Source organism: Paraburkholderia sp. BL17N1, assembly GCF_003634175.1.
Classification (GTDB): domain Bacteria; phylum Pseudomonadota; class Gammaproteobacteria; order Burkholderiales; family Burkholderiaceae; genus Paraburkholderia.
This window is the reverse complement of record NZ_RBIW01000001.1, coordinates 454,930-481,212: the sequence shown is the minus strand read 5'-3', so window position 1 is coordinate 481,212 and position 26,283 is coordinate 454,930. Positions and strand designations below refer to the sequence as shown.

Below are 26,283 nucleotides of genomic sequence, written 5' to 3'. Positions count from 1 at the left end.
GCTGTTGCTCCGTTAAAGTAAAACGCCCGTCATTTTCTGCACCAGGTCCTTATACGTTTCGACGACCACCCGTTCGTCGAATTCTTCCGCGACTTTCTTCCGGCCGCGTTCCGCCATGGCCCGCCGCTCCGCGCTGCTCATGTCGAGCATGCGTGCCAGCGCGGCCGCAAGGCTTTCTGCATTGCGCACTTCGCACAGCAATCCGTTGACGCCGTCCGCCACCACCTCGCGGCAGCCGGGCACGTCGGTGGCGACGATCGGCCGGCCTATCGCCGAGGCTTCCATTAGCGTGCGCGGCACGCCTTCGCGATACGACGGCAGGACCACGCAATCCGCCTCGGCGATCAAAGGCCGCACGTCGTGCGCCTCGCCGAGATACTCGATGATGCCTTCCCGCTCCCACGCCGCCACTTCCTCGCGCGTGATCGCGCTGGGATTGTCGACGCCGACCGGGCCGAGCAACTGGAACCGCGCGTGCGGGTAACGTTCATGCAAGCGCCGCGCGGCTTCGACATATTCGCCTACGCCCTTGTCCCACAGCAGCCGCCCGATCAGCACGAAGCGGTAATCGGTGCGCTCGGGCAGCGGCGTGAAGGCGAACTGCACGAGGTCGACGCCTTCGCCATGCAACAGCCGCGCACGCTCAGGATGCACCAACAAATTCTGTTCGACAAACGCCGCTTGATCGTCGCGATTCAAAAACCATATTTCGCGCGGGAAACGGAACGCAAAACGATACAGCTTTTTGGCCACCTGAGCGGCGCGGCTATGCTGGATGAACACGTAGCCCAGTCCCGTTGTGACTGCAACCGACTGCACGCCCGCCAGCTTCGCGGCGATCGAACCGTAGATATTCGGCTTGATCGTGTAGTGGAACACCACGTGCGGACGGATCGACCGGTAGTGCCGGTAGAGCGCGTACAGCGTGCGCAGGTCGTCGCGTGGACTGGTGCTTTTCGAGGCGACCGGCAAGTCGATGCAGCGGCAGCCCATGGCGGTGAGCAGTTCGAACGTGCGGTCGCGCGGCGCGACGATCGTCACGTCGACGCCGCGTCCGACCAGCATACGGATCAGCCCTTGCCGATAGGTATAGATTGCCCAGGCGGTGTTACAGACGAGTGTAATGCGCAACGCGGGCGTCGACTTCAAGGCAGGCTTCATGCGGGAACGAGCTCGGCGGTGAATGGGATGGTGAATGATTTAATGGCTCGCGCGCGGCGTGAGCAGGCTGCGCTTGATCCGCTGCAGTGCGCTGTAGGGCGTCACCAGATGCAGCAGATTTTTGGCGAGGCCCAGCCAGTCGTACAGATTGGCGGCGTTGAAGTAGCGCAATTGCAGGCGCAGCGTCGAACTCACCTGGCGGCGCCGCCGGGTCGCGCTGATGCCGCCTTCGTTCAGTTCGTAGTAGAGCCCGAGTTCCGGCAGGTTCGCGCAGTCGTAGCGCTCCATCAGACGTACGAACAGATCGAGATCTTCGGCGGAACGGTACTCGGCGCGGTAGTTGCCGACCGCGCGCACGGCGTCGAGGCGCAGCATCATCGAAGGATGCGCAAGGCATGAGCGGAAGAAGCGCAGGCGGCGGATCGCGTTCGGTTCGGCGGGCGGCGTCAGCATGAAGAGCGGCTTGCCTTCGCGCGTGACGACTTGCGTCCACATGCCGAGCCCTGCCACGCGCGGATGCGATTCCATGAACCTGCGTTGTTTGGCGAGCCGCTGCGGCACGCTGCGGTCGCCCGCGTCAATGCGCGCCGCGTAGCGAAAGCCGCGTTGCGCAAGCGCGTCGATGCCGGTTTGCAACGCCCGTTCGATCCCGCCGTTCTGCGCCATGCGCAACACTTCGATCGTCATATTGGCGATGGCCGGCGCGACGATCGGCGGCGTGCTGCCGTCGTCGACGATCAGCACGTGCACCGGCGCGCTTTCACTGAACGACGCCAGCGTGAGGTCGACATCGGCCTGGCCGTTATAGGCGGGAATCAGCACCGCGACATCGTCGAGGGTCATTTGCGCGTTGGCGGGTGAGTTCGTCATGGGCGCAATTTGAAACGAATGTAATAAAGATTAACCGAGGCGGCAGCCAGGTATCCGGCGGCGAGGCCCATGAGCGCGCCATAGGCGCCAAAGCGCGGAATCGCCAGCAGATTGACCACGAACGCAACGGCCAGCGCCAGCAGCCACTTGGCGAGCAGGACGAACTTGGCCTGATATTTCAACACAATGAGATTGCCGATCGCCTCGATGCCGGCGGGTACCGACAGCCACACGGCCCAGCGGAAGATATCGATCGCGCCTTCGAACTGCGGCCCGAACACGCGGCGGATGATCAGCCCAGCCAGCAGATCCAGTACGATCGCGCCACTCACCATCAGCACGGCGGTCATGGCCGTGAGCCGCCACATATTGCGGCGCAATTGGGCGGCATCCTGCACGCGGTAGACGAAGGCGGGCGCAATGGTCTGCGCGAGCATCAGCGCGAGTGTGATCCAGTTTTCGTTCAACTGCTGGGCGGCGGAATAGCGTCCGAGGTCGGCGAAGGAAATCGTCCGTTCGAGCATCAGCCGGTCCAGTTTCAGGAACAGGTACATACCGATCAGGCCGAGCCAGAACACCGTGCCGGCACTCGCGAAGTGCCTGAAGAGCGAACGGTCGAGATGCCAGCCGAGCTTGCCGCCGTGCCGGCGCACGTAATAGACCAGCAGGGCCGCGCCGATGGCGGCCGATTCGAGCGCCCACAGCCAGCCGAAGCGCGCGGGCGCGGCTGCAGCGCGCACCAGCAGATAGACCAGCGCGGCCTTTAGCACCGCGGTGCTCATGCTGGTGAGCAATTGCGGCTTGCTATAGGTCATGCTCTGCAGCCACGCGTTCACCACGCCGACGAACGGTTCGCGAAACAGCATGGTGACGGCAAGGCCGGCGAGCATGGCGCCGACCAGCGGCTCGAAGAAATGCAAGGCGATGCCGAGCCAGGTCAGCAGCAAAGCGGCCACCGACACGGAAATGCGCAGCGCGAAAGCGCTGCCGAGCACCGTGCCGAGTTGCGCCGGCGGGCGGTTGACGATGGTAGGCACCAGAATCTCCGCGCCGCACACCCAGGTAATGGGCGAGAGCACCAGCAGCAGCGTGTTCGCGTATTGCCATTTGCCGAACGTGTCCGGCCCGAAGTAGCGCGCCAGCATGCCGCTGATCACGATCGCCACGCCGATCTGCGTGAGCCGCTCCAGCCCGAGCCAGACGATATTCGTGAAGGCGCGCGTGACGTCCGGATTGGCGAAGCGCTTGAGCGTCAGCATCCGCTGGCCGCTCGCCAGTCCACTTGCGCTGGGCGTGCCGACCATGCCCGCGGCACCGCAAGCATGAGCGGCACGCATGACCCGTGCGGCACAGTGCGCGCGTTTGCCCAACCCGCCGACGGTCGCGGCAACTTTACATTTGGAGGGCGTCTAAGCATTAGAATGGTGCTATAAGGCTGGTCCGAAAGGCGCAATTATAAGTTGGAACCGGATCGCTTCCGGCAAGGGCGCATCGCTGCGTTTTACCGATTCATCGGCGGTGCGCCGGTCAAATTTCTCCATTGCACGCAAGTGAGCCAACATGATCTCCAAATCTATTTTCAAGGCGTATGACATTCGCGGTGTAATCGGCAAGACGCTCGACGCCGATGCAGCGCGTTCGATCGGCCGCGCGTTCGGCAGCGAAGTGCGGGCCCAGGGCGGCGACGCCGTCGTGGTTGCGCGTGACGGGCGCCTGTCGGGTCCCGAGTTGGTCCAGGCTTTGTCGGACGGCCTGCGTGAAGCCGGCGTCGACGTGGTCAACGTGGGCATGGTGCCCACGCCGGTCGGCTACTTCGCGGCCAGCGTGCCGTTGCAGCTCGACGGCGGCGAGCGCCGCGTCGATTCGTGCATCGTCGTGACAGGTAGCCATAATCCGCCGGACTACAACGGCTTCAAGATGGTCCTGCGCGGCGCGGCGATTTACGGCGAGCAGATTCTCGCGCTGCATCAGCGCATTGTCGACGAGAACTTCTCCGCAGGCAGCGGCACGTACACCGAGTACGACATCGCCGACGCCTATCTGGATCGCATCACGAGCGACATCAAGCTCGCGCGTCCCATGAAGATCGTGGTCGATACCGGCAACGGCGTGGCCGGCGGCCTTGCGCCCAAGTTGTTCAAGAAGCTCGGCTGTGAACTGGTCGAACTGTTCACCGAGATCGACGGCAACTTCCCGAACCATCATCCGGACCCGGCTCACCCGGAAAACCTGCAGGACGTGATCCGCGCGCTGAAGGAAACGGACGCCGAAATCGGCTTCGCGTTCGACGGCGACGGCGACCGCCTCGGCGTGGTCACCAAAGACGGCCAGATCATCTATCCGGACCGTCAGCTCATGCTGTTCGCCGAAGAAGTGCTGTCGCGCAACAAGGGCGCGCAAATCATTTACGACGTGAAGTGCACGCGCAATCTCGCCAAGTGGGTGAAGGACAAGGGCGGCGAGCCGCTCATGTGGAAGACCGGCCACTCGCTGGTCAAAGCGAAGCTGCGCGAAACCGGCGCCCCGCTGGCCGGCGAAATGAGCGGCCACGTGTTCTTCAAGGACCGCTGGTACGGTTTCGACGACGGCCTGTACACGGGAGCGCGTCTGCTCGAAATCCTCACGCGGGTGGAAGACCCGAGCAAGCTGCTGAACTCGCTGCCGAACTCGAACTCCACGCCGGAACTGCAACTGAAGCTCGAAGAAGGCGAAAACTTCGAACTCATTGCGCGTCTGCAGAAAAACGCACAATTCACCGGCGCGGACGACGTCGTGAAGATCGACGGCCTGCGCGTCGAGTATCCGGACGGTTTCGGTCTCGCGCGCTCGTCGAATACCACGCCGGTCGTGGTGATGCGCTTCGAAGCCGATAACGACGCGGCGCTCAGGCGCATCCAGGAAGACTTCCGCCGGGTGATCATGGCGGAGAAGCCGGACGCGAAGCTGCCGTTCTAAACGCATGAGCGGCACCGCGGTTCGGTTCGAACCGCGGTGGCCGTCGAACGCGGCGCGGGTTTCTCTTACCGCGCCGCGTTTTTTCATGCGGTGCGCATGCAACGCGCTAGAATTGCCGTCCTCATGAGAAACGGCGGTGTGTTTCAGGTTTTCTCATGCCCCTTGGGGCTCTCTCAACGCATCTTCGGGCCGGACAGCCGGTTTTCCCACTCTTGAGCGTGCAAAAGATACTGATCGTGAGGGTGTCGTCGCTGGGCGACGTCGTTCACAACATGCCGGTGATCGCCGATATCCGACGCCGCCATCCCGAGGCCCAGATCGACTGGCTCGTCGAAGAAAGCTTCGTCGGGCTCGTGCAACTCGTGAGCGGCGTACACCGGGCGATTCCCGTGTCGCTGCGGCGCTGGCGCAAGCGCATTCTGTCGGTCGACAACTGGCGCGAGATCGGCGCATTTCGCCGCGCGCTCGCCGCCGAACACTACGACCTCGTGATCGACTGCCAGGGGCTCATCAAGACCGCGTGGGTTGCGAGCATGGCGCGCGGCACGCTGGTCGGTCTTGCGAACCGCACGGACGGCGCGGGCTTCGAATGGCCGGTGCGCTTCTTCTACGACAAGCGCGTGCCGATCGAGCCGCGCACCCATGTGGTCGAGCGCACGCGCCAACTGGTGGCCGCGGCGCTGAACGACCCGCCGCCGCAGCCCTCCGACGACATCGACTTCGGCATCGACACCGGGCGCGCTGCGCTGGCTTTGTCGGAGGCGAATCTGAACTTGCCAGTGCCGTACGTCGTGTTCGTGCACGCTACCTCGCGCGCCGACAAGCAGTGGCCCGACACGGCATGGATCGAGTTGGGGCAGTCTCTCGTGCGGCGCGGTGCGTCGATCGTGCTGCCGTGGGGCAGCGAAGAGGAGCGCGCGACCAGCGAGCGTCTGGCGAAAGAGTTCGGCGCCGCGGCCATCGTGCCGCCCCGGCTCTCGTTGCCTGCGGTGGTCGGCCTGATCGAAGGCGCGGCCGCCACCGTCGGTGTTGACACAGGTCTGGTTCACATCGCCGCGGCGCTGAAGCGACCGACGGTCGAGTTGTACAATTTCGCCACTGCGTGGCGCACTGGCGGCTACTGGTCGCCGAACGTCGTCAATCTCGGCACGGCCGGACAGCCACCCACGCTGCAACAGGTGAAGTCGGCACTCGCGGGCTTCGGCCTGCTATGACACGTCCGGGGCGCTCCGCCTTGCGCTCCAACCGTTTTCAAGGGCGACCATGAACGAAACCCAGATCATCGAAGTAGCGAACGCCGACTGGCACGGGCGCAACCTGTCCGTGCCGCGCGAGATGCTGCTTGCCGGCGTCGAACGCGGCAAAGTGCTGTATTTCCCGAATCTGCGCTTCGCGATCGAAGGCGGCGAACAGGCGCTGCTCGACCCCGCGCTCGCCGATCCGAACCGCAAGAACATCAGCCTCGAACCGAATGGCGGCGCGCTGCACGGTGTGGCCGGCGACGCCGTCACGCAATCCGCCGTGCGTGCGTTGATCGCGCGTTATCAGACCAATGCGCGCACGCTGGTCGACGGACTCTTTCCAGAATACAACGGCAGGTTGCGCGTAGCGCCGACCAGCCTGCGGCTGCATCAGGTGGAAACGCGCGAGACGTCATGGCGCAAAGACGATAGCCGTCTGCATGTGGACGCTTTTCCTTCCCGGCCGAACTACGGCGAACGTATTCTGCGCGTGTTCACCAACGTCAATCCGCACGGCGCGCCGCGCGTATGGCGCGTCGGCGAACCGTTCGAGGACATGGCCAAACGTTTCCTGCCGCGCATCAAGCCGCAAATGCCGGGCGCCGCATGGCTGCTGAACCTGCTGCACGTGACCAAATCGCCGCGCAGCGAGTACGACCATTTGATGCTGCATCTGCACGACGGCATGAAGGCCGACCTCGATTATCAGAAGTCGAGCCCGCAGGAGACCATGCCGTTTCCGCCCGGCAGCGTCTGGGTGTGTTTTTCGGATCAGACTTCGCACGCGGTGATGTCCGGCCAGTTCATGCTGGAGCAGACCTTCTTCCTGCCGGTCAAGGCGATGGCGCAGCCGGAATGCGCGCCACTCGGAATTCTCGAGCGCCTGAAGGGCAGGGCGCTGGTTTGAGCGCCGCGTTCCATTTGCCGGTTTCACTCGATGGATTGGCTCGTCGCTTCAGGCAGGCGGAGTGCCGATGCTGAGGGCGATCTATCGCGCGCTCTGGTGGATCATCGCGCCGCTGGCTGTGTTGCGCCTGTTGATCCGCTCGCGCAAGGAACGCGGCTATCGCGAGCATATCGGTGAGCGCTTCGGTTATTCGCGCGGCCGGTTGCCCGAAGACAATGCGCCGCTAATCTGGGTGCACGCGGTGTCGGTGGGCGAGACGCGCGCCGCGCAACCGCTGATCGATGCGCTGATCAAGGCGCGTCCCGACGCGCGCATTCTGTTGACGCACATGACGCCCAGCGGGCGCGCCACCGGCGAGGAGATTTTCGGCGACCGGGTCTTGCGCAGCTATCTGCCGTACGATATGCCGCACGCCGTGCAGCGGTTTTTGCGGGCATGGCGGCCTTCGCTCGGTCTGGTGATGGAAACCGAAGTGTGGCCCACGCTGATCGACGAGTGCCGTCGCGCGGACGTGCCGCTGGTGTTGACTAATGCGCGGATGTCGGCGCGCTCGTATAAGCGCGCGGCGAAGTTCGGCAGCGCGACCAAGGACGTGTTCGGCGGCTTTGCGCGTGTGCTGGCCCAGAGTCCATCGGATGCCGAGCGGCTGACCGCGCTCGGCGCGCGCAACGTGGCCGTGCTCGGCAATCTGAAATTCGACATGAGCACGCCGCCGGAACTGGCGGCGCGCGGGCATGCGTGGCGCGCGGCGATCGGCGCGCGTCCGGTGTGGGTCGCGGCGAGCACCCGCGAGGGTGAAGAGGAGCTGGTGCTGCAGGCGTTCGCGGCGCTAGGCATTGATAACGCACTGCTGATTCTGGTGCCGCGTCATCCGCAACGTTTCAACGAAGTGGCCGGGCTGGTCGAGAAGGCTGGGCTGCGGATCGCCCGACGGTCGGTGTGGGCGCCGGATGCCAAGGTGGCGTCGGCGGCAACGAGTGGTGCAGTGCCGCCGTTGCCTGCGGGCGTGAACGTGCTGCTGGGCGATTCGATGGGTGAGTTGGGTGCTTATTATGCCGCGTCGGATCTGGCGTTCATCGGCGGTAGTTTGTTGCCGTTGGGTGGGCAGAATCTGATCGAGGCGTGCGCGGTCGGTGTGCCGGTGCTGATCGGACCGCATGTGTTCAACTTCACGCAGGCCACCGCGGATGCGGTCGCGGCGGGCGCCGCGGTGCAGGTTAAGGATCCTGCGGATCTGGGACGGGCGTTGCGCGAGTTGTTTGGCGATAAGGCCAGAAGGCTGGCCATGGGCGGCGCCGCGTCGGCATTCGCCGCGCGCCATCGCGGCGCGACGGCGCGTACCGTGGATGTGTTGATGGCGTTGTTGCCGGAGGGAGAATGAGGGAGCAGCGAGATGCGGCTTTTCGCTCATCGCTTTGTGCGCCGATAATTAATATATCCTGCGAAGATCGGCCTTGTTCATGTACGGCCCTGTGACTTAAACCGCTCTCACCACTTGCGATGACGCTTTTCACCGACCTCGGCTTTCAATGGGACCGCGCTGCGATTCCGCAAGACATCCCGACTCATTCGATCAAACGGGTGTGCTTCCGTTTTCATCGAATGTTGCCGGAATTCGTGTGGGACGCGAGTGTGCTCGAAGGGAATCCGTTTACGTTCCCTGAGGTCAAAACCTTGCTTGACGGCGTCACGGTTGGGGGCCGGAAAATTTCCGACCAGGAGCAGGTCCTGAATCTGGCGGACAGTTCGAAGCGTTTGCTGGCGATCGTGCAGAACGGACGATTTGCACTCGACAAGACAACGTTTTGCGACTTGCATCGGCTTGTTGCCCGGAACGAGGCTCTGGAGTGGGGTGTGTTTCGAGGCGAGGGCGAAGAGACGCGATATACCCCCGACGTCGCATTGGGTGAAGCAGGCCGCCACACGCCGCTACCAACCCTGCCGGGCGCCCCGGAACTCAACCGCGTCTTTGCCGCAGGCACTCGTGCGCTGACTGATCAGGTCTCCAACGCCTTCGAACGCGGTTGTGCTTTTTTCCTCTTCGGCGCACTGCAGCAGTTCTTCTTCGACGGCAACAAACGCACGTCACGTTTCATGATGAATGGCGTGCTGATGGCGAACGGTATCGACGCGATCAGCGTCCCCGCTCAGCGTGCGGCCGACTTCAACGAAAAGATGGTGCGCTTTTACCTTTCGAAAGACGGCACCGAAATGATGGCATTCCTGCTGGAATGCCATCCGGGCGAGTGAAGCCTCAAACCTTCAACAACCCCTTCTCCTCAATAAACCTCACCACCACCTCCAACCCGTCGAGCGCCTTCAGATTGCACATCACGAAGGGCCGCTCGCCGCGCATCTTCTTGGCGTCCGACGCCATTACATCGAGGTTCGCGCCGACCATCGGCGCGAGGTCCGTCTTGTTGATCACCAGCAGATCGGACTTCGTAATGCCGGGGCCGCCCTTACGCGGAATCTTTTCGCCGCCCGCCACATCGATCACGTAGATCGTCAAATCCGACAGTTCCGGACTGAACGTCGCGGCGAGGTTGTCGCCGCCCGATTCGATGAACACGATATCCGCATCGGGAAAACGCGTCAGCATGCGGTCGACCGCTTCCAGATTGATCGAGGCATCCTCGCGAATCGCCGTATGCGGACAGCCGCCCGTTTCGACGCCCATGATCCGTTCGGCCGGCAACGCGCCCGCCACGGTCAATAGACGCTGATCTTCTTTCGTATAGATGTCGTTGGTGATGGCGACGAGGTCATACTGTTCGCGCATCGCCTTGCAGAGCATTTCGAGCAGCGTCGTTTTGCCCGAGCCGACCGGGCCACCGACGCCCACGCGCAGCGGCGGCAGTTTTTTCGTGCGGACGGACGAGTGGGCAGGCTGATGAAGTGCGTTCATGATGGATCGTTTTATGAGCGAAAGAGCCGCGAATACTGCGACTCGTGACGCGCCGAAAGAATGCCGAGTTGCGGCGCGAAAGTGTTGATGTTCTCGGGCGACGTGGCCATGGCGCGCGTGACGGCCGCATCGATCGGCTCGCGCAGGGCGACGATGATGCGTTGACCGGCGAGCTGTCCCAACGGCACGGCCTTCAACGCGGCGGCGGCCTGGTTTTCCACCCAGCTGAAGGCGTAGGCGGCGAGCGCGGCGTCGACGGCTGCGTCGTGCGCGTAGGCGGCGAAGGCGAACGCGGTGGGTTGAGCGAGCGGCGTCAGCGAGGCGAGGGTCGTGCGCCGCTCGGCGTCGCCCCATTCGAGCGATACGCACAACTGCCGCAACGACCAGCCCATCTGCTCAGTTTCGCGGCGCAGTTCCGCGGATTCGCGGCTCGCCAGGAATTCGCTGTTGGCCTGCGCGAGGGCCGAGGCGTCATGCGTGCGCCAGCGTTCCATCTGATGCGCGAGGAACGGCAGTTCGCCGTGCGCGAGCACGTCGGTCAAACCGCTGGCGATCCAGTCGCGGGCGGAGTCGGCGTCGGTGATCAATTGCGCTTCGATGGCGGCTTCCAGACCCTGCGAGTAGCTGAATGCGCCGATCGGCAGCGCCGGCGACGCAAGATGCAGCAGCGCCGTCAGTTCAGCGATGCGCATGATGGTGGTGATGCCCGTGGCCGCACGATTCGTCGTGGACGTGATCGCCGTGATCGTGATCGTGGTCATGCGCATGCTCGTGGCCGTGATCATGATCGTGCGAATGCGAATGACCATGCGCCGCGTGGCTATGTTCATGGTCGTGACCATGCTCATGTCCATGATGCTCGCCGAACACCTGTTGCGCGAGCGCATAGTCTTCGGCGAAGGTTTCGTCATGACCGTGCTTATGGCCGCCGCCATACGCGCCGGACTCCGGCTGGAACGGCATCGAAACCTGATCGACGCTCGCGCCGATGCGCTTGAGCATGTCGGCCAGCACCGGATCGTATTCGAGCTTCAGGTAATCGGCGCCGACCTCCACTGGCGTATGGCGGTTGCCGAGGTGATAAGCGGCGCGAGTCAAAGTCAACGCGTCTTTCGCGCGCACGTAGAGCACTGTTTCCGGTGCGGCGACGACGCGTACGAGGCCGCCGTCGTCGGCGACCAGGACGTCGCCGTCGCGCAGCACGGTGCCGCGCGGCAACAGCAGCGCGACTTCTTCGCCGCTATCGAGCGTGGCCGCGAGCCGGCTCTTGCGGCGATCGTCGAACGCCAGTGTCAGCGTCGGCGCGCGCTTGACCAGCACGGGCGCGAGCTTCAGATGCGGCGCGATGAGTTTGTCGATGGTGCGCATGGGCTAGAACAGGAAGTAGCGTTGCGCCATTGGCAGCACGGTGGCCGGTTCGCAGGTCAGCAACTGACCGTCGGCAATCACCTGATAGGTTTCCGGATCGACACTGATCGCCGGACGCCACGCATTGTGGATCATGTCTGCCTTCGAAATGTTGCGGCAGTTCCTGACCGCAACGATACGCTTGTTCAGGCCGTAGCGTTCGCCGACGCCCGCATCGGCGGCCATCTGCGAGACGAAGGTCAGCGACGTGCGTCCCAGGGCGCCGCCGCGTGTCGCGAACATCTCGCGATAGTGCACCGGCTGCGGCGTCGGAATCGACGCGTTCGGGTCGCCCATTTGCGCCATGGCGATCATGCCGCCCTTGAGGATCAGCGACGGCTTGATGCCGAAAAACGCCGGCTCCCAGAACACCAGGTCGGCCCACTTGCCCGGCTCGATCGAGCCGACTTCGTGCGCGATGCCGTGCGTGATCGCCGGGTTGATCGTGTACTTGGCGACGTAGCGCTTCGCACGGAAGTTGTCGTGGCGCGCGTTGTCCTCAGGCAGCGCGCCGCGTTGCACCTTCATCTTGTGCGCGGTCTGCCAGGTGCGGATGATCACTTCGCCCACACGCCCCATCGCCTGCGAATCCGACGACAGCATCGACAGCGCGCCGAGGTCGTGCAGGATGTCTTCGGCGGCAATGGTCTCGCGGCGAATGCGCGATTCGGCGAACGCGATGTCTTCCGCAATCGACGGGTCCAGGTGGTGGCACACCATCAGCATGTCGAGATGCTCTTCGAGCGTGTTGACGGTGTACGGGCGCGTCGGATTTGTCGAGGAGGGCAGCACGTTCGCTTCGCCGCAAACCTTGATGATGTCCGGTGCGTGGCCGCCGCCCGCGCCTTCCGTGTGATACGTGTGAATCGTGCGGCCCTTGAACGCGGCCACGGTCGCTTCGACGAAACCGGCTTCGTTCAGCGTGTCCGTGTGAATCGCGACCTGCGTGTCGGTATCGTCGGCGACTGAGAGGCAGTTGTCGATCGCGGCCGGCGTCGTGCCCCAGTCCTCGTGCAGCTTCAAACCGATCGCACCCGCGGCGATCTGCTCCAGTGCCGGCTGCGGCAGACTCACATTGCCCTTGCCGAGAAAGCCGAGATTCATCGGATAACCGTCCGCCGCTTGCAGCATGCGTTCGAGATGCCACGGACCCGGCGTGCAAGTAGTCGCGTTGGTGCCCGTGGCCGGACCGGTGCCGCCACCGAGCATCGTGGTCACGCCGCTCGCGAGCGCCTCTTCGATCTGCTGCGGGCTGATGAAGTGAATATGCGTGTCGATGCCGCCGGCCGTCACGATCAGGCCTTCGCCCGCGATCACTTCGGTGGACGCGCCGATCGCGATCGTCACGTTCGGCTGGATGTCGGGATTGCCCGCTTTGCCGATTGCGGCGATGCGGCCGTCCTTGATGCCGATGTCGGCTTTGACGATGCCCCAGTGATCGAGAATCACGGCATTCGTCACGACGGTATCGACCACCTCGGCATGCACGCGCTGCGACTGGCCCATGCCGTCGCGAATCACCTTGCCGCCGCCGAATTTCACTTCTTCGCCGTAGGTGGTGAAGTCGCGCTCGACTTCGATCAGCAATTCGGTGTCGGCAAGGCGCACGCGGTCGCCGGCGGTGGGGCCGAACATTTCCGCGTATGCGCGGCGGCCAATGCGTAAGGTCATGGTGTGGGTCCGGAAATGAACAGGGCGATCTGGGCGTGTGCAAAGAGGCAGAGGGGCCTCACAGCTTGCCCATCACCTTGCCGTTGAAGCCGTAGACGACGCGATCGCCCGCCAGTTCGACCAGCTCGACGGTGCGCTCCTGGCCGGGCTCGAAGCGCACGGCGGTGCCCGCCGCGATGTTCAGCCGGAAGCCGCGCGCGACGTCGCGATCGAACGAGAGCGCCTCGTTCACTTCATAGAAGTGATAGTGCGAGCCGATCTGCACCGGACGGTCGCCGGTATTCGACACGACCACCGTGACGGTGGCGCGGCCCGCGTTCAGTTCGTGTTCGCCGTCGTCGATGAAGAGTTCGCCGGGAATCATCTAGCCTGCCTTATGTGATTGTAATGATCAGGGGATCGGGTGATGAACGGTGACGAGCTTGGTGCCGTCGGGGAACGTGGCTTCGACCTGAATGTCGGGGATCATTTCCGGCACGCCTTCCATGACGTCGTCGCGGGTGAGCAGCGTGGTGCCGTAGTGCATCACTTCGGCGACGGTCTTGCCATCGCGGGCTGCTTCCATCAGTGCGGCGGTGATGAAGGCGATCGCTTCCGGATAGTTCAGTTTGAGGCCGCGCGCGCGGCGGCGTTCGGCAAGCAGCGCGGCGGTGAAGATCAGCAGCTTGTCCTTCTCGCGAGGTGTCAGCTTCATCGAATGAGTGCGTAGGGTTGTGACGTTCGTTGCGACGGTCCGGGGCGGGACCGGCCACGACAATGATTGGCGCTGCGTGTCATGGCCGGGATCGCGTGCGCCGCACGGGATGCGTCCATGACGAGTGCAATGCCGGATAAGCCGGTCACGGTATCAAGTTCGGCTAACGGCGCGCTTACAGATCGGCCGGCAGCGGCGCGCTGAACCACTTCTTCGACATCGTGTTGAGCGTGCCGTCCTGCTTCGCCTGCGCGATGGCGGCGTTCACTTTCTGCTGCAGGCGTGGCTCGTTCTTGTTCATACCGACGAAGCACGGCGAATTCTTGATGACGAACTTCGGCTCCGGGCGGCGGGGCGGGTTCTTCGCGAGGATCGCGGCCGCGACGATGTTGCCCGCGGCGATCAACTGCACCTGGCCCGACAGAAACGCGGCGATAGTCGCGTTGTTGTCCTCGAAGCGCTTGATGGTCGCGTTCGGCGCCATTTGCGTAAGACCGATTTCCTCGAGCGCGCCGCGGGTTGCGCCGACCGTCTTGCCGGTCAGATCGGCGGGGCCGCTGACCTTGATGTCGGCGGGACCGAACACGCCCTGGTAGTACGGCGCGTAGGCGGTCGAGAAATCGATCACCTTCTCGCGATCCGGCGTCTTGCCGAGCGACGAGATCACCAGGTCGACTTTGCCCGTTTGCAGATACGGAATGCGGTTGGCGCTGTTGACCGGCACGAGTTCGAGCTTCACGTTCATCGACTTCGCGAGCAGGGCGGCAGTGTCGATGTCGTAGCCCTGCGGCTTCATGTCCGCGCCGACCGAGCCAAACGGCGGATAGTCTTCCGGCACGGCGACTTTGAGCACACCGGCCTTGGCGATGTTATCGAGCGTATCCGCGTGAGCGGCGGGCGCGGTGACGGCGAGGACGGGCGAGAGCAACAGTGCGGCGAGCCAGGCGCGACGCGCGGGGCGAAGAGTCGATCGGGTCATGTTGTGTGAGCGGTGGTGGCGACGAGCGGTCGGCTGCCGTCGGGACGCGGCAGTATCGTGGAGAAGATCAGAGCAAGGTGCATGCCAAAGCGTTCGGGCTTGGGCTGGCAAGGCGTGCGCAATCGCGACGCACAGACTTGATGCATTGCAATGCGCCGAATTGGTGCGTTGCTGGTTTTGCGCGGGTGACTGACTCCGCCGCGAGACACATGAAACGCACCAGATCGTTCTTCTCGTTCAGCTGCGCCGGGCGACTGGATGAATGACGTGAATGCGTTGCATGCGACCTGCGCGTTTTGAGTGGCGTTCGACTTTGCTTTGCGAATATGCATGACTGGCCGGGCGTATTCCTGGGTGTGCCGACGGCTCGCGTAGATATCAACGAGGAATGCGACCGCCCTCCGCCGCAGCGGAAACCGGCGTCGCCGAGGGCAAGCCAGGCGGCGGACCGCTGTCGGGCAGGTTGAACATCGACATTGAATTGGGGCAACGGAAAGCGGTGAGCACATCGCTGGTCAGCGGGTTGGCGACGCTGCCCGTACCGGTGATATCTAGCACCGCCTTGCGTCCGTCGAAATCGAATTCGACGCGCGTGCGCCCGGGCGTAGCCGTCTGGACGATCTGCCCCTTGCGCAACAGACGCATGAGTGCCCAGGGGCCGTCCGCCGCGACCGCCGAGGTTTCAGGGCGAATGCGCGGACTCGCGGTCATTTCGGCGTGCACCCCGCCGCGCGGCCCGGGCCAGCTCACCGCAAATGGTGCGACGGGTCCATGTTGATACAACATACTTTGACCATCTATGTCGATCGCCAGTGTCGTCACAGTCGGATCGAGTTCGGGCACGCGGATTTCGGTTTTCCAAAGAAGTTGCTTGCCCTGGTCGCCGAAGAACACGTCGCGGATTTGCCTCGCATGCCGGAATGGTTCGAGGTCGGGGCCCTGTACGGGCTCCGTGGCGCCCGGCAGCGTTCTGTAGCGCCACGGCTTCGCCGAGGTATCGACGAACGGTGCGAGGTTCTTCGTGAAGAAGTCGTCGATCACGCCGCCTTGTGCAAATACGCGTGTGAAGTCGTCGACACTCACGTCGCGCGGACTGTCTGGCGCAAAAGGATAGTTGCCCTCCACGGTCAGTCGGCAGGTATCGCTGACCACGGCCTGCATCTGCCGCGAAAGCAGTTGGCCGATGCCCTGATTGACTTCGCGCGAGCCCTGCACCGAGAGGCCGAGCAACACCTCGCGAAATGGCGCCGGCATGGTGTTGGCCGCCATTTTCAGTTTCGCCGCGGCATCGCTGGCGGGTGGCATGCTGTTGTTTGCGATCGCGTTATCCGCGACCGTCAGTGTGGTGTAGTAATCGTTGAGCAGGCTCGTCACGCCGTCGAGCCCCGTCTTGCCGGCCTGGGTATTGGCCGGCGCGTCGGCGGCCGAGGTGTCGGCGCTGCCTGTGACCATCTCGCGCAGCGCGGCGAAATGACCGTCCACCAGTTCGCGCTCGACGCGTTCTTCCGCCCGGATGCCCAGCGCCTTATCCGCTTTCTGACTGAACTGGTCGGTCGTTTTCTGCAGCAGAGAACCATTGGTGGCCGCGATCGACTGGGTAAGCGTCGTTTCATGCACGGACGCGCGAGCAAGGCGCGCCAGCGGCGAATCGGGTGCCGCGAACTGGCGCAGCACCTGCAGATTGAAGGCGAGGCTCGTACCGGCGACCGTGCGGATATCGCCGAGGAAAGCGTCCCACTGCTGCGCGTAGGCCGCGACGACACCTAGTGCGGTCGTGGCCTGATCGGCGTTGCGTTGGATAGTCCTGTTTTCTCCCGGGCGAAGCTGAAACTGCTCGCGCACGACGAGGTCGTCGGCGAGCACGGTCTTGTCCTTGTCCTGCAGCGAGAAAAAGTCGGCGGCAGTGAACGCGTCGGCGTTTTTCAATTCGTAAATGCGCACCACGATCGGCGCGGCGCGTTTCTGGTCATCGGGATTGACGCTCGATGAGGCGGTTATCGACAGCTCGAGCTTCACGGGTTCATGAACGGCTTTGGGATCGTTGCTCGCGCATGCGGTGAGTCCGAGCGCGCAGATAAGTGCGACGACGTGAGTGGACGGGCGCATCGGCAGTGAACAGGGGAAGTGGGGCGTTATAAGGTCCGGCGCGCACGCCGGACCTCGCAAGACAGGAGCGCTTACGCTTCCTTGTTGAGTTTGATGTCGTAGCCTGCCGTCACGGCGCCACCACTGCCGCCCTGGGCGTTCTGCACGACGTATTCCTGCTTGACCTTCGCGAACGACAGGCGCACCTGTTCACGGATGCCGTTGTCAGCATTGCTGCCCGACGGATGAACCTGCGTAACGATGACGTCGTTCATCGTGATCTTCAGGTATTCGAGCGGATTGCCGCCTGCCTTGCGCACGGTCAGCACGGCTTGGTCGATGTGCTTGCCGGTCAGGCAATACTTCATCAGGTTCGGGCTTGCACGATCGACCAGGTGTTCGAACGCCAGATCTTCGACAGTTGCCTTACCCGCGCCGCCGCCCGAACCCATGTGCATGTTCGACTGCTGCAGGATTTGCCAGCCCCAGCTCGCCACTTCGATTTCATTCTTATGCGCCGAATCCTGCGATTCGCCGTCGATGCCGTTGATCTTGATAAAAATGTCCTGTGCCATTTAAAGACTCCGTGAGTGAAAAAACAGACTGCTCTTTGTTGCGGGACTGCCGCGTCGTATGAGCGATGCTCTTTGCCAGTGAATGTCGCCGCGTATTGGCGGCGTTTCGGCTACCCACCGTTTTTTTACGCAGACGAGGCGCGTACCGCGTGCGGACGTACGCGTGCGCGCGCGCACCGCGATGGCTGTGGCGTTGGCTACGGTGCGGCGGGCGCATTACTTCATTTCGCTGGCCGTTCGGTCTGCAAGACGGCGTGGGTCAGCGCCTTGCAGAACGTTTCCATGCCCGACGGACAGGATGACGTGGAAAGCCCTTTGATTTTGTCGAGGTCGGCCGTATCCAGCGTGCTGTCGATATGACGCAGCACGAAGCCTTTGAGCGATGGATTGCGCTTGATCAATTGACCAAGTCGCGGCAATGTATTCCACCGATCCACCAGTAGTCGCGCAATCGCCTCCGAGTACCCCTCGGCGATGTCGCCGTCATCGCACTGTCCGTACTTCGTGAACGCGACGCTCGCCGCGTCCCAGGTGGTGATGCTGTCGACCATCGCGTCCGCACCCACAGCGTCATGCTCGGTGCAAGCCTTACCGTAGGCCAATGACATTGACAGGAAACCGAGCACCGCAACGAGACATGCGATCGGCCAAGACACAGCGCCACGAATTGGAAGCCTAGCCATGACTACGCCCATGAAGGCTGGCGTGACGGTTGCGCCGGGACGCGGCGTGCGCGCCCATGCTGTCGTTGCCGACAACTTCGACGGTGGTCAGCGCGTCAGTTCTCATCAGATTGCCGATAGCGTTCATTGCGTCGTCTGTCGTTCGGATGCAACCCATGGTCGGATGTAGCGGACCCGCCAAATGAGTCGCGTTGGCCCGTTCCGAATGGACGCCGATGCCGGGATGACCGGGCACGCTGAAGCGAACAATGCCGTGTAGTCCATAGGCGCCGTTGGCGGACGCAGCGTGAGGGTGAGGTATCACCCTGTCCTGGACTGTGTAGACGCCGTTCTGAATATGATGAATCGTGGCATGACTGTCGACGTTGTTGTACGCAGCCCAGGTGCCAGTCGTATTACCACCAGAATCAACCAGCGCAATCTGGTGTGTACGCCCATCAAACCGTAGCGAAGACATCTGAGAGACTCCCTTTTTGTTTATGGCCGATGCATTGGGAATGACCACCGGGACCCCGACCGGATTACGCGGCGGCCGGCGGCGTTCTGGCTGCGATCGATCAGGCCGCTTCCTTCACGGTAGGCAGCCGGGCAACGAGACGCAGCGACACCGTGAGTCCCTCGAGCTGGAAGTGCGGGCGCAGGAAGAACTTCGCCTGGTAGTAGCCGGGATTGCCTTCGACATCCTCGACGACCACTTCGGCCGCCGCCAGTGGGCGACGCGCTTTGGTTTCCTGCGATGAATTCGCCGGGTCCGCGTCGACGTAGTTCATGATCCATTCGTTGAGCCAGCGCTGCATATCCTCACGCTCGCGGAACGTCCCGATCTTGTCGCGCACAATGCACTTCAGGTAGTGCGCGAATCGAGAGCAGGCAAACAGATACGGTAGACGCGCCGACAGGTTGGCGTTGGCAGTCGCATCCGGATCGTGGTATTCGGCCGGCTTCTGCACCGACTGGGCGCCGATGAAGGTCGCGTGGTCGGTGTTTTTACGGTGCACGAGTGGAATAAAACCGTTCTTTGACAGTTCGGCTTCGCGACGGTCCGAGATTGCAATTTCCGTTGGGCACTTCATGTCGATGCCGCCGTCGTCGGTCGGGAACGTGTGGCACGGCAAGCTCTCGACCGTGCCGCCGGATTCGACACCGCGAATCAGCGAGCACCAGCCATACAGCTTGAACGACCGGTTGATGTTCACGCCCATGGCGTACGCCGCGTTGGCCCACGCATAGTTGCGGTGATCGGGACCGTTGGTGTCTTCCTCGAAGTCGAATTCATCGACCGGGTTCGTCTGCGCGCCGTACGGCAGACGCGACAGGAAGCGCGGCATTGCGAGCCCGATATAACGCGCATCTTCCGTATTGCGCAGAGAATTCCACGGGGCGTATTCGAGATTTTGCGCGAAGATTTTCGTCAGATCGCGCGGGTTGGCGAGTTCCTGCCACGATTCCATCTGCAGCACCGAGGGCGAGGCCCCCGAGATGAACGGCGTATGCGCGGCTGCGGAGATTTTTGCAATCGAGCCGAGCAGGTCGACGTCGGGCGGTGTGTGGTCGAAGTAGTAGTCAGCAACGAGGCAGCCGTACGGTTCGCCGCCGAGCTGGCCATATTCTTCTTCGTAAATCTGCTTGAAAAGCGGACTCTGATCCCATGCGAGACCCTTGTATCGCTTCATCGTGCGACGCAGTTCTTCTTTCGAAACGTCCATGAAGCGGATCTTCAGCCGCTCGTCCGTTTCGGTGTTCGACACCAGATGGTGCAGACCGCGCCACGCCGATTCCAGCTTCTGGAAATCGTTGTGGTGGAGAATCAGGTTGATCTGCTCCGACAGCTTGTGATCGATTTGCGCGATGATCGCTTCGATGCTCTTGTACGCGTCGTCGCTGATGATGATCGACTGCTGCAGCGCCTGCTCGGCGAGCGTTTGAACCGCATATTCGACGGCGTCGCGAGCCGCGGCGGTCTTGGGGCGAAACTCCTGCGCGAGCAACTGCGAAAAGTCGGTCTGTGAGTGCGCGGCAGTTGCGGTTGCCGTCGCCTTTACCTGCTGTGTTGTCATGGTGTGTCTCTGTGGTTCTCGGGTCGTTCTTGAGTCGTTTTTGCCGGTGCGCCTTCGCCAGCAGTGGCGGTCAGTTCGACGGTTTGTCGGTATGGCTGTGTTCTGTCTCGTCGATAACCGTCGGCTTCGGCACGGCGGCGAGCGCTTTCAGCAGGGCCGGATCAGCCAGCAGCTTGTTGACGAGCGCTTCGGCGCCGGATTTGCCGTCCATATAGGTTTGCAAATTGGCCAGTTGCGTGCGCGCGTCGAGCAGGCGATGCAAGGGTTCGACCTTGCTGGCGACGGCGGCCGGCGAGAAGTCCTCCATGCTTTCGAATGTCATGTCGACCATTAATTGGCCCTCGCCCGTGAGCGTATTGGGCACTGCGAATGCGACGCGTGGCTTGAGCGCTTTCATGCGCTCGTCGAAGTTGTCGATATCGATATCGAGGAAACGGCGATCGGCGACAGCCGGCAGCGGTTCGACCGGCTTGCCGGACAGATCGGCGAGCACACCCATCACGAATGGCAGTTCCACCTTTTTCTCGGAACCGTAGATCTCGACGTCGTACTCGATCTGGACGCGCGGCGCACGATTGCGCGCGATGAACTTCTGCGAACTGTTTGAAACGGACATGCATGACTCCGTAAGCGTGGGAAATGGCCGGCAGGTTTAATGAGTCTCGCCGACAGAAACCGGGGATATGCTCTCGGCGACCGCCGTCTTGTTGGCTGATGCAAAGACGAATGCGGCAGCGGGCGCGGCGTTGCTGTCGCCGACGTGGATTTCGATGCTCGAGAGGACTCGCTTCGACGAGAATGCGTCGAGCCAGAGAGCGGACAGTCTCGGTAGAACGTGTTGTTCGATAAACCCGATCAACACCCGAGCGCCGGTCTCCTGCACGAGGCAGCGGCTGATGATGTAGTCGATCACCTGCTCGTTGTAATGCAAAGCAATGCCATGACTGTCGGCCATACGCCGCACGACACGGTTCATATGCAGACGCACGATGCTGGCGAGCGACGCGTGGACCAGCGGGCGATACGGCACGACGGTCACGCGTCCGAGGAAGGCTGCGGGAAATACTTTCAGCAACTCCGGGACTAACGCTTCACGCAGGGCGTCCTGATCGGGCGCGAGTGTGGCGTCCGCGCATAGGCTCGCCGTCAACTCGGAACCGGCATTACTGGTCAAAAGAATCGTGGTATTGCAGAAGTCGATGTAGCGTCCGTCGCCGTCTTCCATGTAGCCCTTGTCGAACACCTGGAAGAACATTTCATGTACGTCGTGATGCGCTTTTTCGATCTCGTCGAGCAGAACAACCGCATACGGGCGCCGGCGGACGGCTTCTGTCAGCACGCCGCCTTCACCGTAGCCGACGTATCCGGGCGGTGCGCCCTTGAGTCCGGAGACCGTGTGCGCCTCCTGATACTCGCTCATGTTGATCGTGATCAGGTTCTGCTCGCCGCCATACAGGGCTTCGGCCAGTGCGAGCGCCGTTTCCGTCTTGCCGACGCCGGACGGCCCCGCCAGCAGAAACACGCCGAGTGGCTTGCGTGGGTCGGTAAGACCCGCACGCGCCGTCTGCACTCGCTCACCGATCTGGCGCAAGGCATCGCTTTGCCCGATCACGCGGGAGGCGAGTGTTTCGGGCAAGGCGCGCACAGCCGCAACTTCATTCGTTACCATGCGGCCGACGGGAATGCCGGTCCAGTCCGAGACGATTTCCGCGATGATCGTTTCGTCTACTTCCGGGAAGACTAGTGGCGTCTCACCCTGAAGGTCACGGAGGCGGTGCTTCAACTGCCCGAGTGTCGCGAGGGACGGCACAACATCGGCGTGATCTGGATCGGGCTGGGTAAGGATGGCGTCGCGCGCGCTGGCTAATGCCTGTGCGGCTGCGAGCTGGGCCCGCCAATGTGCGTCGATTGCGCTTTCCTCCGTTGAGAGCGTACCGATGCGCGCCCTCGCGGCACTCAGCGCCTCCTCCGCATGGAGTCCGATACGCGCCTCCTGTTCGAGCAGGCGACACTCGACGCGCGCCGCCTGAAGTCGTTGACGCACGCTTTGCAGTTCGCGCGGCGGCGCATGCTGTGAGAGCGCAACGCGTGCGCATGCGGTGTCGAGCAGACCGATTGCCTTGTCGGGCAACTGCCGCGAAGGAATATAACGATGGGACAACGTAACGGCGGCGCGGATCGCTTCGTCTCGGATAATCACGCCGTGGTGCTTCGAAAACGTGTCGGCCAGTCCCCGCACCATGTCGATGGCTGCGGCTTCTTGCGGCTCGGCGACCTGCAGTAACTGAAAGCGCCGAGTGAGAGCGGGATCTTTTTCGATGTGCCGCTTGTACTCCGACCAGGTTGTCGCCCCGATCATGCGCACCGCGCCTCGCGCGAGGGCCGGCTTGAGAAGATTGGCGGCGTCGCCGGTGCCGGCCTGACCGCCCGCGCCGACGAGCGTGTGGATTTCGTCGACGAACAGAATGATGGGTGTCGTGGACCGTAAGGCGGCTTCGAGCACACCTTTGAGCCGCGACTCGAATTCCCCTTTCATACTCGCACCAGCCAGCAATGCACCGACGTCGAGCGTCATCAGCCGCACGTCGGCCAGCGCGGGCGGTACGTCGCCATTGGCGATGGCAAGTGCGAGCCCTTCTACGACAGCAGTCTTGCCGACGCCGGCCTCGCCAGTCAGAAGCGGGTTGTTTTGACGGCGGCGCAGCAGGATATCGATGATCGTGCGAATCTCCTGCTCGCGTCCTGTCACGATGTCGATTTCACCTGCGCCGGCTCGCGCGCTCAGGTCGCTGCAGTACTGCTCGATTGACGAGCGCTTCGAACCTGCGGGCAATGCCTGCGAAGCCTCGCCCGGCATCGCGGCGGAGAAGTCCGTGTTGTCGTACGGCGCGTCGGAAGACTCGGGCGAGCCGTCGATCCAGGCAATCAGTTCGTCGCGTGGCGTATCGGCCGGGATGCGTGCGAATGCGGGCGAAGCCGAAAGCAGTACCCGACGCAGTTCCGGCGTGCCAAGCAATGCCGCGAGCAACCACGCGCCACGTATCCGGCGGTCGCCGAAATCGAGCGTGGCAAGCACCCATGCTCGCTCGACAGCCAGTTCAATATGGTGCGAGATGTCGCTGATCGAACTGGCGCCCGCGGGCAAGGCAGCGAGCGCCCATGCGAGATCGCGTTCCAGTGTTTCACGTTCGATTCCCGCATGCCGCGCAATGCGGTGCATGTCGCTGTCCGGCAATTGCAGCAATTGATGCAGCCAGTGGACAAGCTCCACATACGGGTTGCCGCGCAGCTTGCAAAACGCGGTAGCGGATTCGATGCTGCGGAAAAGTGTGGCCCCGAGCTTGCCAAAGAGTGCCTGGCGGGAAATCGTCATGAACTGGTCGCGTGTGGTTTATTAGGATGACTGATTGGAATCGAGCCTGAACAAGTTGAAATGGAAGCTATTTAAGCGAATTGCCTTATGCGGTCAAACGCTTCGCTTTCGTTATGTAATTCGGCACTTTTCGAACCTGTCTCCGCTTAATGGTGTTTTCTGAATTATCGGACTTCAAGTTTGGATCAGTCAATGTGTGAAGGCGATTTTTATTTTTCGGTAATGCGTGAATTTTTTGATCGGCGACAAATGTGGAGTTAGCCTGTTCTGTGAGTTGTTGAGATAAAAATATAGGTTAAATCATTGAAAATAATCGTGTTTGGTGTGGAAATTTGATTTGTTTTGGCATTGGGAGATTTCCGCGCATTGAGTTGAAGATTCCCTCTGCGTAGGAAAAATCCGGCTTGTTGTTGCTGGATATATGTCGGAGTATTTGTATTTCGGAATGTCGTTTAATTTATCTCGAATTAAATCTCTATTTTTTAAACATTGCTGCGTAAATTTACGGTAGACATCAATTGTGTTGTCATGCGTTAATTCCGTTTTGTTGGGCATAACGGATGCAGGATCGGCATAGACTGCTTGGCGTCACGCAATGATATTTCATACTTATTTCCGCAAAGTTCTTGGCAAGCCGTCGCGCGCAACCGCCGATCGGAGTGCTCTGCATCGTGACCCGTCCTGGATGCACATGGGTTCACGCGGGCAGGTTCGTGAGCAATCACGTATGGAAGGCCAGCGGCTGGCTGCGTCGGAGCGCAGCGACTGCTCACCGGAGTCGAGCGAGGCTATCTTCGAGTTGCTGGGTTCGTCGGCGAACGCCGCGTATGACACGTCGGCATACGAGCGGCCGGGCGCGTCGGCACATACCGATCGGGACGATCTTCTCGCCACGCTCAATGAACAGTATTACCAGGCGCTCAAATCGCCGTACTTCCTGCCCAACTCGGAATGGATCGGGTCGTCTGCAAACGGGATACCCGGATTGGGCAAAGAGGCGATGGGTGAACGAGCCCGCGCTGAGGATGATTTAAGTTCAATCCACAGTCTGCTATCCGACATCGACGTGCTCGAGGAAGCCTTCGATGCGTTGCACGAGGGCGGCGTGACGGATTTGGCCGGACACGACGCGGTGCCGGAAATCCTTCGCCTGTTCGCACCAGCCGAATATCACGCGTCGGCGGCGCGCCGCGTGGGAATGGCGCCGCCGCACGTCGCGCGGCGAGATCATCACACGCTCGCGATCGACAGCCCGCTAGCGGCTCTGAACACTCACATTCACCACGAGACCAACGAATGACCGCCCAACCGCTACAGGATGTCTTCGCGAGCCAGGAACGCCAGTGGTCGCCGGCAGCACAGATCGAAATGGTCGAAGCGAACATTCGTAGTCAGCCGACGTTGGCCGCGCATCGCTGGACGCTGTTCCAGTGGCTATGTATCACGTACCAGTGGACGCGGGCCATCCAGCAACTCCAGGTTTTTGCCCAACTGGAGCCGTCCCAGGCGTCCGTCGCGCAAGCATGTCGAGACCTGGTTCGCGCGGAACACTGGCGCGCAAAAGTCATGGCCGGGCAGCAGGAGCCGGGGTGGGTATTCGGCGACGCGCCCGCGTGGATACACGGCATGCTCAGTGCGCTCAAACTGTCCGCGCAGGGACAACAGGACGCGTCGGATGACGCCCGGGAGCGCGCGTTGGATCTCGCTCCGCTGGTCGCCGGGCACACCTCGAATCAGCGCTTTGAATGGATCGGTGACAGCGATTCGCGGCTAGGCCCGGTCTGTGAGCTAATTTCCGCCGGGCGCTATCGCTGGCTTTCGCTGGCGGATATCGCCAGTTGGCGGATCGAAAGGCCGTCGACGCTACTCGACCTCGTGTGGGCGCCGTGCACGCTGTCGCTGATCGACGGCGCGGTGGTGCGCGGCTTCATGCCGGCACGTTATCCGCTCGCCGCCCACGGGTTACCTGTCCTGCGCGAGACGCTGCAACTCGGGCATGAGACCGTTTGGCATGAGTCGGGGCGCACGGCCGTCATTGCGTCCGGGCGTAAGACCTGGACGACAAGCGCGGCTGATTTCGATCTGTTCGAATTGGCTGACTGTTCGTTTGGTCCCGCCGCAGTGGACGGCGCCGCGCACTCCGGTCCGGCGGCAGGAGTGCAGCGATGAGCCGCAAACGTCATGAGCCGGACCGAACGGCATCCGCGCCGCGCCAGGCCGATGCACAGCTGCTGCCCACCTTGTTCGATCGGCTGCGCGACGACGCACCGCACCGGCAGACCGAGGCGCCCGGCGACTATGCGGTCAGCCGGGCGCAGATGCGCGACATCATCCAGCGCGATCTTGCGTTTCTGCTCAACGCGACCAGCATGGAAGACCTGATCGATCGGAAGCGGCATTCATACGCGGCCGCATCGACCATCAACTTTGGCGTGCCGCCGCTCGCAGGGGCGTTCATGGCGTCGCAAAAATGGGCAAAGATCGAGGAGGTGATACGGGGCGCCATACGGGACTTCGAGCCGCGGCTGATTGCACATACGGTGCAGGTCGTGCCCCTCACGGATGTCGATAGCCAGAGTCGCTACAACCACCTCGCGTTCGAGATCCGCGGAATGATCCGCATGGACCCCTATCCGCTCGAGTTCATGGTGCAAAGCTCGCTCGACCTTGAAACGAGCCGGCTGCACGCAGCGGCTCGTTGACCACAGGACATTGTT

The 26,283-nt window shown here is 62.4% G+C and carries 24 protein-coding genes and 2 pseudogenes; 8 read left to right on the top strand and 18 right to left on the bottom strand.

Annotated features, from left to right (window positions below; translation table 11 throughout):
• Window positions 1-12: 12 nt before the first annotated feature.
• From B0G82_RS02140 to B0G82_RS02130, 3 genes are read right to left on the bottom strand one after another with little or no spacing between them, the layout of a single operon-like run.
• Window positions 13-1,161, bottom strand: a complete 1,149-nt coding sequence (locus tag B0G82_RS02140; RefSeq protein ID WP_121306513.1) for a glycosyltransferase family 4 protein — start codon at window positions 1,159-1,161, stop codon at window positions 13-15.
• 39 nt (window positions 1,162-1,200) lie between these two features.
• Window positions 1,201-2,031: a glycosyltransferase gene (locus tag B0G82_RS02135; RefSeq protein WP_121306512.1), complete on the bottom strand. Its 831-nt coding sequence runs from the start codon at window positions 2,029-2,031 to the stop codon at window positions 1,201-1,203.
• Entirely contained in the window at window positions 2,028-3,290 is a 1,263-nt protein-coding gene (locus tag B0G82_RS02130) for an oligosaccharide flippase family protein (RefSeq protein WP_121308587.1), read from the bottom strand. Before B0G82_RS02130 ends, B0G82_RS02135 begins: the two co-directional genes overlap by 4 nt.
• Before the next feature lie 301 nt (window positions 3,291-3,591).
• On the opposite strand from B0G82_RS02130, the gene B0G82_RS02125 reads away from it, so the two are divergent.
• From B0G82_RS02125 to B0G82_RS02105, 5 genes are all read left to right on the top strand, one after another.
• Window positions 3,592-4,986 carry a phosphomannomutase/phosphoglucomutase gene (locus B0G82_RS02125; RefSeq protein WP_106285874.1) on the top strand — a complete coding sequence of 465 codons (1,395 nt, stop codon included), beginning with the start codon at window positions 3,592-3,594 and terminating at the stop codon, window positions 4,984-4,986.
• Window positions 4,987-5,198: 212 nt separating this feature from the next.
• Entirely contained in the window at window positions 5,199-6,200 is a 1,002-nt protein-coding gene (gene waaC / locus B0G82_RS02120; protein WP_116142679.1) for a lipopolysaccharide heptosyltransferase I, read from the top strand.
• Between the two features lie 49 nt (window positions 6,201-6,249).
• A complete protein-coding gene (locus tag B0G82_RS02115; protein ID WP_116142678.1) occupies window positions 6,250-7,134 on the top strand; it encodes a Kdo hydroxylase family protein in 885 nt (294 codons plus the stop codon).
• Between the two features lie 67 nt (window positions 7,135-7,201).
• Window positions 7,202-8,515 carry a lipid IV(A) 3-deoxy-D-manno-octulosonic acid transferase gene (gene waaA, locus B0G82_RS02110; RefSeq protein WP_121306511.1) on the top strand — a complete coding sequence of 438 codons (1,314 nt, stop codon included), beginning with the start codon at window positions 7,202-7,204 and terminating at the stop codon, window positions 8,513-8,515.
• Between the two features lie 119 nt (window positions 8,516-8,634).
• On the top strand, window positions 8,635-9,384 hold the full coding sequence (locus B0G82_RS02105) for a cell filamentation protein Fic (protein ID WP_121306510.1): 750 nt from the start codon (window positions 8,635-8,637) through the stop codon (window positions 9,382-9,384).
• 4 nt (window positions 9,385-9,388) lie between these two features.
• Here B0G82_RS02105 and ureG read toward each other — a convergent pair whose 3' ends face one another.
• The 15 genes and pseudogenes from ureG to tssH all read right to left on the bottom strand — a co-directional run bounded on the left by ureG (window position 9,389) and on the right by tssH (window position 23,566).
• Window positions 9,389-10,042 (bottom strand): urease accessory protein UreG, encoded by a 654-nt coding sequence (gene ureG, locus B0G82_RS02100; RefSeq protein WP_121306509.1) that lies wholly within the window; start codon window positions 10,040-10,042, stop codon window positions 9,389-9,391.
• Window positions 10,043-10,053: 11 nt separating this feature from the next.
• Window positions 10,054-10,734 (bottom strand): urease accessory UreF family protein, encoded by a 681-nt coding sequence (locus B0G82_RS02095; protein ID WP_116119791.1) that lies wholly within the window; start codon window positions 10,732-10,734, stop codon window positions 10,054-10,056.
• Window positions 10,721-11,410, bottom strand: a complete 690-nt coding sequence (gene ureE, locus B0G82_RS02090; RefSeq protein WP_121306508.1) for an urease accessory protein UreE — start codon at window positions 11,408-11,410, stop codon at window positions 10,721-10,723. The genes B0G82_RS02095 and ureE overlap by 14 nt, the downstream gene beginning before the upstream one ends.
• 3 nt (window positions 11,411-11,413) lie before the next feature.
• A complete protein-coding gene (gene ureC / locus B0G82_RS02085) occupies window positions 11,414-13,120 on the bottom strand; it encodes an urease subunit alpha (protein ID WP_106285880.1) in 1,707 nt (568 codons plus the stop codon).
• Between the two features lie 58 nt (window positions 13,121-13,178).
• Complete coding sequence (locus B0G82_RS02080; protein WP_116142675.1) at window positions 13,179-13,484, bottom strand: urease subunit beta; 306 nt, start codon at window positions 13,482-13,484, stop codon at window positions 13,179-13,181.
• Between the two features lie 27 nt (window positions 13,485-13,511).
• Complete coding sequence (gene ureA, locus B0G82_RS02075; protein ID WP_011487082.1) at window positions 13,512-13,814, bottom strand: urease subunit gamma; 303 nt, start codon at window positions 13,812-13,814, stop codon at window positions 13,512-13,514.
• Window positions 13,815-13,989: 175 nt separating this feature from the next.
• The gene (locus B0G82_RS02070; RefSeq protein WP_116119167.1) at window positions 13,990-14,793 is read right to left on the bottom strand and encodes a transporter substrate-binding domain-containing protein; all 804 of its coding nucleotides are present in this window, start codon (window positions 14,791-14,793) and stop codon (window positions 13,990-13,992) included.
• A 378-nt stretch (window positions 14,794-15,171) separates the two neighbouring features.
• A pseudogene (locus tag B0G82_RS02065) lies at window positions 15,172-16,542 on the bottom strand (type VI secretion IcmF C-terminal domain-containing protein); the annotation flags it as partial.
• A 48-nt stretch (window positions 16,543-16,590) separates the two neighbouring features.
• Window positions 16,591-16,899: pseudogene (gene tssJ / locus B0G82_RS39955) on the bottom strand (type VI secretion system lipoprotein TssJ); the annotation flags it as partial.
• A 71-nt stretch (window positions 16,900-16,970) separates the two neighbouring features.
• Complete coding sequence (locus B0G82_RS02060) at window positions 16,971-17,453, bottom strand: type VI secretion system tube protein Hcp (RefSeq protein ID WP_012431989.1); 483 nt, start codon at window positions 17,451-17,453, stop codon at window positions 16,971-16,973.
• A 221-nt stretch (window positions 17,454-17,674) separates the two neighbouring features.
• Entirely contained in the window at window positions 17,675-18,148 is a 474-nt protein-coding gene (locus B0G82_RS02055) for a hypothetical protein (RefSeq protein WP_241974443.1), read from the bottom strand.
• The gene (locus B0G82_RS39290; RefSeq protein ID WP_206751606.1) at window positions 18,129-18,641 is read right to left on the bottom strand and encodes a L,D-transpeptidase; all 513 of its coding nucleotides are present in this window, start codon (window positions 18,639-18,641) and stop codon (window positions 18,129-18,131) included. The genes B0G82_RS02055 and B0G82_RS39290 overlap by 20 nt, the downstream gene beginning before the upstream one ends.
• Window positions 18,642-18,693: 52 nt before the next feature.
• Window positions 18,694-20,193: a type VI secretion system contractile sheath large subunit gene (tssC, locus tag B0G82_RS02050; protein WP_121306505.1), complete on the bottom strand. Its 1,500-nt coding sequence runs from the start codon at window positions 20,191-20,193 to the stop codon at window positions 18,694-18,696.
• 70 nt (window positions 20,194-20,263) lie between these two features.
• Window positions 20,264-20,809: a type VI secretion system contractile sheath small subunit gene (gene tssB / locus B0G82_RS02045; RefSeq protein WP_116142669.1), complete on the bottom strand. Its 546-nt coding sequence runs from the start codon at window positions 20,807-20,809 to the stop codon at window positions 20,264-20,266.
• 36 nt (window positions 20,810-20,845) lie between these two features.
• Entirely contained in the window at window positions 20,846-23,566 is a 2,721-nt protein-coding gene (gene tssH / locus B0G82_RS02040) for a type VI secretion system ATPase TssH (protein WP_121306504.1), read from the bottom strand.
• 595 nt (window positions 23,567-24,161) lie between these two features.
• On the opposite strand from tssH, the gene B0G82_RS02035 reads away from it, so the two are divergent.
• From B0G82_RS02035 to tssE, 3 genes are read left to right on the top strand one after another with little or no spacing between them, the layout of a single operon-like run.
• On the top strand, window positions 24,162-24,866 hold the full coding sequence (locus tag B0G82_RS02035) for a TagK domain-containing protein (RefSeq protein ID WP_121306503.1): 705 nt from the start codon (window positions 24,162-24,164) through the stop codon (window positions 24,864-24,866).
• Window positions 24,863-25,735 (top strand): type VI secretion system accessory protein TagJ, encoded by an 873-nt coding sequence (locus B0G82_RS02030; RefSeq protein ID WP_116142666.1) that lies wholly within the window; start codon window positions 24,863-24,865, stop codon window positions 25,733-25,735. Before B0G82_RS02035 ends, B0G82_RS02030 begins: the two co-directional genes overlap by 4 nt.
• Complete coding sequence (tssE, locus tag B0G82_RS02025) at window positions 25,732-26,268, top strand: type VI secretion system baseplate subunit TssE (RefSeq protein ID WP_116142665.1); 537 nt, start codon at window positions 25,732-25,734, stop codon at window positions 26,266-26,268. Before B0G82_RS02030 ends, tssE begins: the two co-directional genes overlap by 4 nt.
• Window positions 26,269-26,283: the final 15 nt, after the last annotated feature.

Excerpts from the sequence above, each read along its gene's own strand:
- B0G82_RS02140 (WP_121306513.1), bottom strand. The coding sequence starts at position 1,161 with ATGAAGCCTGCCTTGAAGTCGACGCCCGCGTTGCGCATTACACTCGTC.
- B0G82_RS02135 (WP_121306512.1), bottom strand. The coding sequence starts at position 2,031 with ATGACGAACTCACCCGCCAACGCGCAAATGACCCTCGACGATGTCGCG.
- B0G82_RS02130 (WP_121308587.1), bottom strand. The coding sequence starts at position 3,290 with ATGCTGACGCTCAAGCGCTTCGCCAATCCGGACGTCACGCGCGCCTTC.
- B0G82_RS02125 (WP_106285874.1), top strand. The coding sequence starts at position 3,592 with ATGATCTCCAAATCTATTTTCAAGGCGTATGACATTCGCGGTGTAATC.
- B0G82_RS02115 (WP_116142678.1), top strand. The coding sequence starts at position 6,250 with ATGAACGAAACCCAGATCATCGAAGTAGCGAACGCCGACTGGCACGGG.
- waaA (WP_121306511.1), top strand. The coding sequence starts at position 7,202 with ATGCTGAGGGCGATCTATCGCGCGCTCTGGTGGATCATCGCGCCGCTG.
- B0G82_RS02105 (WP_121306510.1), top strand. The coding sequence starts at position 8,635 with ATGACGCTTTTCACCGACCTCGGCTTTCAATGGGACCGCGCTGCGATT.
- ureG (WP_121306509.1), bottom strand. The coding sequence starts at position 10,042 with ATGAACGCACTTCATCAGCCTGCCCACTCGTCCGTCCGCACGAAAAAA.
- B0G82_RS02095 (WP_116119791.1), bottom strand. The coding sequence starts at position 10,734 with ATGCGCATCGCTGAACTGACGGCGCTGCTGCATCTTGCGTCGCCGGCG.
- ureE (WP_121306508.1), bottom strand. The coding sequence starts at position 11,410 with ATGCGCACCATCGACAAACTCATCGCGCCGCATCTGAAGCTCGCGCCC.
- ureC (WP_106285880.1), bottom strand. The coding sequence starts at position 13,120 with ATGACCTTACGCATTGGCCGCCGCGCATACGCGGAAATGTTCGGCCCC.
- B0G82_RS02080 (WP_116142675.1), bottom strand. The coding sequence starts at position 13,484 with ATGATTCCCGGCGAACTCTTCATCGACGACGGCGAACACGAACTGAAC.
- ureA (WP_011487082.1), bottom strand. The coding sequence starts at position 13,814 with ATGAAGCTGACACCTCGCGAGAAGGACAAGCTGCTGATCTTCACCGCC.
- B0G82_RS02070 (WP_116119167.1), bottom strand. The coding sequence starts at position 14,793 with ATGACCCGATCGACTCTTCGCCCCGCGCGTCGCGCCTGGCTCGCCGCA.
- B0G82_RS02060 (WP_012431989.1), bottom strand. The coding sequence starts at position 17,453 with ATGGCACAGGACATTTTTATCAAGATCAACGGCATCGACGGCGAATCG.
- B0G82_RS02055 (WP_241974443.1), bottom strand. The coding sequence starts at position 18,148 with ATGGGCGTAGTCATGGCTAGGCTTCCAATTCGTGGCGCTGTGTCTTGG.
- tssC (WP_121306505.1), bottom strand. The coding sequence starts at position 20,193 with ATGACAACACAGCAGGTAAAGGCGACGGCAACCGCAACTGCCGCGCAC.
- tssB (WP_116142669.1), bottom strand. The coding sequence starts at position 20,809 with ATGTCCGTTTCAAACAGTTCGCAGAAGTTCATCGCGCGCAATCGTGCG.
- tssH (WP_121306504.1), bottom strand. The coding sequence starts at position 23,566 with ATGACGATTTCCCGCCAGGCACTCTTTGGCAAGCTCGGGGCCACACTT.
- B0G82_RS02035 (WP_121306503.1), top strand. The coding sequence starts at position 24,162 with ATGATATTTCATACTTATTTCCGCAAAGTTCTTGGCAAGCCGTCGCGC.
- B0G82_RS02030 (WP_116142666.1), top strand. The coding sequence starts at position 24,863 with ATGACCGCCCAACCGCTACAGGATGTCTTCGCGAGCCAGGAACGCCAG.
- tssE (WP_116142665.1), top strand. The coding sequence starts at position 25,732 with ATGAGCCGCAAACGTCATGAGCCGGACCGAACGGCATCCGCGCCGCGC.